We start from the raw sequence: 7,323 nt of genomic DNA on the forward strand, positions 1-7,323 counted from the left end.
TCCCCCTCTTGGCCGCCCGCTTAGCGCCCGAACGCCGCACCCGCCTGGATCTGACGATCACGGCGGTGATCACGGCGTCCGTGGTGCTGGCGGGCGTCCTGCTCTGGTGGACCGCGCCGTCGCGCACCACCGAACTGCGCACCGCCACCGAGGAGCCGGTCGTCGCGCTGCCGACCGAGAGTCTGCCGACCGCGTTCCGCGAACTGTGGCGGGCGCCGTCGGCGGCCACCGACGTCCCGGCCATCGGCAAGGCCACCGTCGTCACTGGCGACGGCGGCCTGCTGGCCGGCCGTGATCCGGCCACCGGCCGCGAACTGTGGAGTTACCGCCGCGACGCGCAGCTGTGCGCGGCCGTCGCCGCCTGGCCGGGCGGAACCAACGACGCCCTCGGCGTGTACCGCAACAGCCGCGGCTGCAGCGAGGTGACCGCGCTCGATGCGAGCTCCGGCGAACGCCGCGGCAACCGCACCAGCGACGCCGACGCCTCGATCACCCTCTCCTACGATCAGACCTTCGCGCTGGCCGCCGGCGACACCCGACTGGAGACCTGGGGCACCAACCTGGTGCGCGGCATCGAGTACGGGCGCGTCGACGCGCCGGTCAACCCGGACGTCGCCCCGGACCGGGATGCCTGCCACCTGTACTCGGCGATCTCCGGCAGCAGTCGGGTCGCGGTGATCGAGCGCTGCTCCCGCGACGAGGGCTACCGGCTGACCATCCTCTCCTCGACACTCACCGACGAAGAGAAGATCCGCGAGTGGGGATCGGAACTGATCACCGACTCCGCGCAGGGCGCGCCCCCCGTGGTGATCGCGACGACCGACTCCACCGTGACGGTGTACGACGGCGGTGACCCGAATCGGCCCGGCCCCACCGTGCGCACCTTCGGCACCGATGCGATCGAGCGGGGCGCCCGCTCGGTCGAGGGCGCGGCGACTCCCCCGGCCGACAGCCGGCCGCTGAACGCTCGGGCCCTGACCACCTACTGGACCGGCCGGTCCACGCTGGTGCTGGACAGCACCACCGGTGAGGCGCGGGTGCAGATCTCCGACACGATCGGCCCCGGCGAGCAGGCCACCGGCCTACTGATCCCGGTGGTCGGCGGCATCACGGTGCGCGATCCGGTCAACGGCGCCGAACTGCGGCGGATCCCCGTGGACCGCGGCGATTACCGCGGCATGGTGTCCCTGCGCACCCTGGGCCCCTACGTGATCGAGCAGCGCGGGGCCGAGATCGTCGTCCTCGGCCCGCCCGCCGAGTGACCGGCGCGGCTCACTCGGACAGTTCGAAGGTCGCCAGCTCGTCGCCGGCCCAGTGTGCACGCAGATTGTCGGCGAGCTCGCGGTAGGCGGTGGCGCCCTTGTTCTTGCGGCCGCGCATCACCGAGGCGCCCGACGCCGAGGCTTCGGCGAAGCGGACGGTGCGCGGGATCGGCGGCGACAGCACCGGGAGGTCGTAGCGGTCGGACACGTCCGACAGCACGTCCCGGCTGTGCGTGGTCCGCGCGTCGAAGAGCGTCGCCACGGTGCCCAGCAGCTTCAGCTCCGGGTTGGTGATCTGCTGGACCTCGGTGACCGTGCGCAGCAACTGCCCCACGCCGCGGTGCGCCAAGGTCTCGCACTGCAGCGGTACCACCACCTCGTCGGCGGCGGTGAGCCCGTTGAGGGTCAGCACGCCCAACGACGGCGGGCAGTCGATCAGGATCACGTCGTAGTCCTGCGCTACCTCGGCCAGCGCGCGCTTGAGGGCGTACTCGCGGCCCGGCCGCATCAGCAGCAGCGCTTCGGCGCCGGCCAGGTCGATGGTGGCCGGCAGCAGGGTCACGTTGTCGTCGGTGTCGAGCAGGACGTCGGCGATGTCTTCCGCGCCGATCAGCACGTCGTGCACCGACTTGGTGAGCGCGTCGGGGTCGTGGCCGAGGGAAAAGGTAAGGCAGCCTTGCGGATCCAGGTCCACCACGAGGACGGAGACGTCTTCGTCGGCCAGTGCGGCGCCGATGGAGGCGGTGGTGGTGGTCTTGGCGACCCCACCCTTCTGGTTCGCGATGGCGAGCGTACGCGTCATAACCCCAACCCTAGTGTGCGTCCGCGCACACCGATTTCGGGGCGTCGGGATTCACGCGTCCGGGGGAAGGCTGTCGGCGGCCCAGTACTGCTGCGAGACGGGCGCGAACAGCAGGCACAGGACCACCACCACGAGCGCCAGGAGCGGCGCACCGAACACCGGGAGATTACTGTCGGTCAACAGCGACCAGCCCACCGGAATCAACAGTAACTGGGTGAGGAGCGCGATCGCCCGACCCCATCGTCGACCCTGATACACGGCCAGGCCGCCGGCCAGCACGCCGCCGCCGATCAGCACGAACCACAGCGCGGTGCCGTACCCGCTGATGAAGTCCTCGTGATGGTTGCCGCCCGCGGCCCGAATCACCAGAAAGACCGCCACCGCCAGCCCGAGGGCACCTTGGAAGGCGACGAGGCCGCCCGCCCAGCGCAGAGGTAGCGGTACCGGTGTGGTCGAATCGGGGTTGCTCACGCTCCCCAGCCTATTGCGGAACGGCGAATGCTCACATTCGGCGGTCGCGACGGACGCCGCGACCGGCCGCGCCCCGGTCACCGGTAAGCTGATCACTCGTGCGCGTCATGCTTGTTTCCAATCCGTTTGCCACCTTCACGACCCCGGCGGGTCGCGACACCTTGGCGAACACGCTGAGCGCGCGGTACGACGTCGACGTGGAACACACGACGCACCGTGGCCACGCGGGCGAACTGGGCGCCCGCGCCGCCGCCGAAGGCTACGACGCGATCGTGGTGCACGGCGGCGACGGCACGGTGAACGAAGTGGTCAACGGACTGCTCGGCACGCCCGACCGCCCCGATCCGGTGGACCCGGCCACGCTGCCGGCCCTCGGCGTGGTGCCCGGCGGCAGCGCCAACGTGTTCGCCCGGGCCCTCGGCATCGACCGCGACCCGATCGTGGCGACCGCCCAGCTCATCAAACTTCTCGACGCAGGCAGTCGTCGACCGATCAGCCTCGGCCACACGCTGAACCGCTGGTTCCTGTTCAACTCGGGCATGGGGATGGACGCCATCGTGGTGCGCCGGATGGAGGACAAGCGGCGCGCAGGCAAGAAGGCCACCGCGCAGCGCTACTTCGGCACCACCCTGGCGGCCTTCTTCTCCTCGAAGGTGGTGCCGCCCGCCTTCACCGTGACGGTGCCCGACCGCGAACCGATCGAGGGCGTGCGCTTCGGTTTCGTGAGCAACACCGGGCCGTGGACGTATTTCGGCACCCGCCCGATCGCCACCAACCCGAGCACCGACTTCGACCACGGTCTGGGTGTCTTCGCCGCGACCAGCATCTCGGTGCTCCCCAACATCATGCTCGGCAGCCAGTTGCTCCGCGGCGTGGACAACCCGCACGCGAAACATCTCTACCGCGACGACGATGTGGAATGGGTGCGTTTCAGCGGCTCCGAACCCGCCGACGTCCAGATGGACGGCGACTATCTGGGCCGCTTCACGGACATGACCTTCGGCTGCCGACCGAATGTGTTGCACGTCGCAGCCGCCCGCCCCGGCGCCACTGCAGACTAGGTTTTTCAGACCAGGTTTTCGCAGGTCACCGGCCCGCTACCGGCTGGTAAGCATGGATTAACGTGCTTGCCAACCCCTTGTGACTTATTCGGCAATCCAGAATTAACCCTAGCCAAATCCGCAGACAGGCTAGTACAACGGATACAGACAGCAAAACGGCACCCCCGTGCGCACCGGATCTAAGCGCGCCTGCTAGGTGAAGCACCTGCTGTTTCACAGCCCGAAACACATACACCCGAGCTTCTCGCACCCGAATAACGAGCGTGCGATGAAGCCCCTGCTTCAAGGAGAACTGACATGGACTGGCGTCACAATGCCATTTGCCGCGATGAAGACCCGGAACTGTTCTTCCCGGTGGGCACCAGCGGCCCGGCCATCGCGCAGGTCGCCGATGCCAAGCTGGTCTGCCAGCGCTGCCCGGTCACTGCCGAGTGCCTGAGCTGGGCCCTCGAGACCGGTCAGGACGCCGGCGTGTGGGGCGGCATGAGCGAGGACGAGCGTCGCGCGCTCAAGCGCCGCAACGCGCGCACCCGCGCCCGCAGCGCCGTCTAAGGACGCCCCGCAAGACTGCAGTACCGCAACACCACGAAGCCCGGCCGTTCTCTTCACGGCCGGGCTTCGTGCTTCTCTGCGGCACCCGGCCCGGTCAGTGCAGCGGAATCCGAATACTGACCACGGTGCCGCGGCCGTCCGGACCGGGCCGCATGTCGATCTGGCCGCCGAGGTCACCGCTCACCAGGGTGCGCACGATCTGCAGGCCGAGACGGTCGGAGGCGGCGAGGTCGAAGTCGGCGGGCAGGCCGACGCCGTTGTCGATGACCCGCACCGTGAGCCCCCGCAGATCGCGTTCCCCGTCGACGATGAGCTCCGCCGTGTCGGTCACTCCGACGAAGGCGTGCTCGATGGAGTTCTGCAGTACCTCGGTGAGCACCTGCACCAGCGGCATGGCCAGATCGGCCGGCAGCACCCCGAGCCGACTGACCCGGCGCACCCGCACCCCGCCGGCGCCGCCCGGCGCCCACACGTCCACCAGGGACGGCAGCAGCCGGTCGACCACCACGTCGAGATCCACCACTTCGTCGACGCTGCCGGACAGCATCTCGTGCACCAGGGCGATCGACGACACCCGCTGCACGGCCTCGTTGAGGGCCACCACGGTCTCGCTGTTATCCGAGCGCCGCGCCTGCAGTCGCAGCAGCGCCGACACCGACTGCAGATTGTTCTTGACCCGATGGTGGATCTCGCGGATCGTGGCGTCCTTGCTGAGCAGCGCCAGATCACGCCGCTTCACCTCGGTCACGTCGCGGATCAGCAGCACCGCGCCGTCGGCCGCCTCCCCCGCGCGCAGCGGCACCGCGCGGATCAGCACGCTGGACCTGCGCGCATCGAGTTCCATGCGCAGCGGCAGATCCGGATCCGGCAGGCGGCCGCTCCCGTCGACGCCCACGGCGGCGTCGAGCATGGCCCCGACGTCGACCGCATCGAACGGATCGGTCAGCAGTTCGGCGAAGACGTCGGCCAGACGCGCCGACCCCAGATCGGCCGTCCACCCCATCCGATGCACCGCCGAGAGCGCGTTCGGGCTGGCGTAGACCACGCGGCCGTCGGCGCCGAGGCGGATGAAGCCGTCGCCGGCGCGCGGCGTGGACAGTCCGAGCGAATTCGCTTCGTCGAGCGGGAATACGCCGTCGACCACCATCCGGCACAGCGCCTCGGCGGCGGCCCGGTAGGCCGACTCCAGCGGCGACGACGGCAAGGCGTCGCCCGCGTCACCGGCCCGCCCGAGCGCGGCGATCACCTCGCCGTCGAAGGTCACCGGCACCGCGATCCGATGGACCAGCAGGTCGCCGAACCGCACCGGCGCCGCGTCGCGCTCGATCCGGCCGCTCGCATAGGCCGCCTCGACGAGCGGGTTGTCGCCCTGCGGACTCGCCGGATTCTGCACCCGGTGCCCCACTTCGTCGTGCTGGAACAGCGTCGACGCGGTGTTCGGGCGCACCTGCGCCACATAGACCAGCTGACCGTCGGCGCCGCGGACGGCGAGGACGTAGTCGGCGAAGGAGAGGTCGGCGAGCAGCTGCCATTCGGCGACGAGACGCTGCAGGTGCAGGGCCGCGGCTTCGGAGAGAGCGGTGTGCTCGGCGAGGAGATCGTGCAGCGTGGCCATCGGCGACGGCCCCGCTCAGTGCCGGTAAGTGGCCAGCACGTCGCCGGCCCGGATCTGATCGCCCGGCGTCACGGTGACCGTGTCCAGGACGCCCTCGTACTCGGCGATCACCGGGATCTCCATCTTCATCGAGTCGAGCAGCAACAGGGTGTCGCCGACGGCGACCTCCTGGCCCGGGCGGGCGGTCACTTCCAGAACCGTAGCGACGATCTCTGCGACCACGTCTTCGATCATGCGGTCAATCCTAGTGGCCCCCGCGGGAATCCGTGGCATGCGATTACCGCTGATCTGCGCCGTCGTGACAGAATCAGTGGCGAACTTCCCGAGAACGACAGGAGGCCCGTCATGGGTAAGCGCGGACGCAAGAAGCGTGCACGGAAGAAGAACGCCGCCAACCACGGCAAGCGCCCCAACGCCTGAGCATTCTCGCTCAGCCAGGAACGCCGACGGCCCGGCCCCGATTCACTCGGGGCCGGGCCGTTGTTCTAGGTACCGGCGGGGTCAGTCGACGTCGCGGATCTGGGTGGTCTGCACGATCACGGTGCGCCGGATCTCCACGCGCAGCCGCTCGCGGAGTCCCTCGGGTGCCGCCTCCCCGCACTTACGCCGCAGCAATGCTTTGAGCTGGTCCTGCACCTCGTAGTGCTCCAGGCACGACGAGCAGCCGGTGATGTGGCCGCGCAACCGATCGCGGGCGCCGGTGTCGCACTCGTTGTCCAGCAGCAGGTAGATGTCGGCGAGTACCGCCGAGCAGTCCAGTTCCTCGTATCCGCTCATCGGCCGGCCTCACTCTTGGTGCGGCCGATACCTCGCTCGTGGGCGACGTCGGCGAGCAGTTCACGCAATTGCTTGCGCCCTCGGTGCAGGCGCGACATCACGGTGCCGATGGGGGTGTCCATGATCTCGGCGATCTCCTTGTACGGCAGCCCTTCGACGTCGGCGTAGTAAACCGCCATCCGGAAGTCTTCCGGCAGCTGGCCGAGCGCGTCCTTGATCTCGTTGTCGGGCAGCGCGTCCAGGGCTTCGATCTCGGCGGACCGCAACCCGGTGGAGGTGTGCTCGGCGCTGGCGGCGAGCTGCCAGTCGGTGATCTCGTCCGTCGGATACTGCGCCGGCTGGCGCTGCTTCTTCCGATACGAGTTGATGTACGTATTGGTCAGGATGCGGTACATCCAGGCCTTCAGGTTGGTACCGGCCTTGAACGACGCGAAGGCGGTGAACGCCTTGACGTAGGTCTCCTGCACCAGGTCCTCGGCGTCGGCCGGATTGCGGGTCATGCGGAGCGCGGCACCGTAGAGCTGGTCGAGGAGAGGCAGGGCATCTCGCTCGAATCGAGCGGTGAGTTCGTCCGGGGTCTCCTCCGGCGTCGGCTCGTCGTGCGGATCGGATGGCGACACAGCTATCCCTTCGCTGGAAATATGCTCCACCAAGTCTAGCCTCGAAATTTCATCGGGGTGACGTCCTGGCCTGTGCGGTTTCGGATGGGGGCTGCGCGGCAGAGTATGCCTGGCGGGTACGACAAGGTGGCCGAGCGTCGGTGCGTCCGGGTTCCACATCACC

The 7,323-nt window shown here is 69.0% G+C and carries 10 protein-coding genes; 4 read left to right on the top strand and 6 right to left on the bottom strand.

The window, feature by feature from the left end:
- Nucleotides 1-8 precede the first annotated feature (8 nt).
- Complete coding sequence (locus ABD989_RS15620; RefSeq protein ID WP_345314167.1) at nucleotides 9-1,262, top strand: Rv3212 family protein; 1,254 nt, start codon at nucleotides 9-11, stop codon at nucleotides 1,260-1,262.
- 10 nt (nucleotides 1,263-1,272) lie between these two features.
- On the opposite strand, the gene ABD989_RS15625 is transcribed toward ABD989_RS15620, so the two are convergent.
- Nucleotides 1,273-2,064: a ParA family protein gene (locus ABD989_RS15625; protein ID WP_246991737.1), complete on the bottom strand. Its 792-nt coding sequence runs from the start codon at nucleotides 2,062-2,064 to the stop codon at nucleotides 1,273-1,275.
- A gap of 51 nt (nucleotides 2,065-2,115) precedes the next feature.
- The gene (locus ABD989_RS15630) at nucleotides 2,116-2,535 is read right to left on the bottom strand and encodes a hypothetical protein (protein WP_246991738.1); all 420 of its coding nucleotides are present in this window, start codon (nucleotides 2,533-2,535) and stop codon (nucleotides 2,116-2,118) included.
- 98 nt (nucleotides 2,536-2,633) lie between these two features.
- Between ABD989_RS15630 and ABD989_RS15635 the strand changes: the two genes are divergently transcribed.
- Nucleotides 2,634-3,596 carry a diacylglycerol/lipid kinase family protein gene (locus ABD989_RS15635; RefSeq protein WP_345314168.1) on the top strand — a complete coding sequence of 321 codons (963 nt, stop codon included), beginning with the start codon at nucleotides 2,634-2,636 and terminating at the stop codon, nucleotides 3,594-3,596.
- Nucleotides 3,597-3,893: 297 nt separating this feature from the next.
- Nucleotides 3,894-4,148 carry a WhiB family transcriptional regulator gene (locus ABD989_RS15640; protein WP_246991742.1) on the top strand — a complete coding sequence of 85 codons (255 nt, stop codon included), beginning with the start codon at nucleotides 3,894-3,896 and terminating at the stop codon, nucleotides 4,146-4,148.
- 94 nt (nucleotides 4,149-4,242) lie between these two features.
- Here the strand turns inward: ABD989_RS15640 and ABD989_RS15645 are convergent, their stop codons facing one another.
- On the bottom strand, nucleotides 4,243-5,763 hold the full coding sequence (locus ABD989_RS15645; RefSeq protein WP_345314169.1) for a sensor histidine kinase: 1,521 nt from the start codon (nucleotides 5,761-5,763) through the stop codon (nucleotides 4,243-4,245).
- A 15-nt stretch (nucleotides 5,764-5,778) separates the two neighbouring features.
- Nucleotides 5,779-5,997: a biotin/lipoyl-binding carrier protein gene (locus tag ABD989_RS15650; RefSeq protein WP_246991743.1), complete on the bottom strand. Its 219-nt coding sequence runs from the start codon at nucleotides 5,995-5,997 to the stop codon at nucleotides 5,779-5,781.
- 111 nt (nucleotides 5,998-6,108) lie between these two features.
- Here ABD989_RS15650 and ABD989_RS17755 point away from each other — a divergent pair, with 111 nt between their 5' ends.
- Nucleotides 6,109-6,183, top strand: a complete 75-nt coding sequence (locus ABD989_RS17755) for a 50S ribosomal protein bL37 (RefSeq protein ID WP_369758845.1) — start codon at nucleotides 6,109-6,111, stop codon at nucleotides 6,181-6,183.
- 81 nt (nucleotides 6,184-6,264) lie between these two features.
- Here ABD989_RS17755 and rsrA read toward each other — a convergent pair whose 3' ends face one another.
- Together rsrA and ABD989_RS15660 are read right to left on the bottom strand one after the other, a co-directional pair.
- Nucleotides 6,265-6,540 (bottom strand): mycothiol system anti-sigma-R factor, encoded by a 276-nt coding sequence (rsrA, locus tag ABD989_RS15655; RefSeq protein ID WP_246991745.1) that lies wholly within the window; start codon nucleotides 6,538-6,540, stop codon nucleotides 6,265-6,267.
- Nucleotides 6,537-7,181 (bottom strand): sigma-70 family RNA polymerase sigma factor, encoded by a 645-nt coding sequence (locus tag ABD989_RS15660; RefSeq protein ID WP_308221391.1) that lies wholly within the window; start codon nucleotides 7,179-7,181, stop codon nucleotides 6,537-6,539. Before ABD989_RS15660 ends, rsrA begins: the two co-directional genes overlap by 4 nt.
- Nucleotides 7,182-7,323: the final 142 nt, after the last annotated feature.

It is taken from the genome of Gordonia alkaliphila, from assembly GCF_039542465.1.
In the GTDB taxonomy this organism is placed as follows: domain Bacteria; phylum Actinomycetota; class Actinomycetes; order Mycobacteriales; family Mycobacteriaceae; genus Gordonia; species Gordonia alkaliphila.

Excerpts from the sequence above, each read along its gene's own strand:
- ABD989_RS15625 (WP_246991737.1), bottom strand. The coding sequence starts at position 2,064 with ATGACGCGTACGCTCGCCATCGCGAACCAGAAGGGTGGGGTCGCCAAG.
- ABD989_RS15640 (WP_246991742.1), top strand. The coding sequence starts at position 3,894 with ATGGACTGGCGTCACAATGCCATTTGCCGCGATGAAGACCCGGAACTG.
- ABD989_RS15645 (WP_345314169.1), bottom strand. The coding sequence starts at position 5,763 with ATGGCCACGCTGCACGATCTCCTCGCCGAGCACACCGCTCTCTCCGAA.
- ABD989_RS15650 (WP_246991743.1), bottom strand. The coding sequence starts at position 5,997 with ATGATCGAAGACGTGGTCGCAGAGATCGTCGCTACGGTTCTGGAAGTG.
- rsrA (WP_246991745.1), bottom strand. The coding sequence starts at position 6,540 with ATGAGCGGATACGAGGAACTGGACTGCTCGGCGGTACTCGCCGACATC.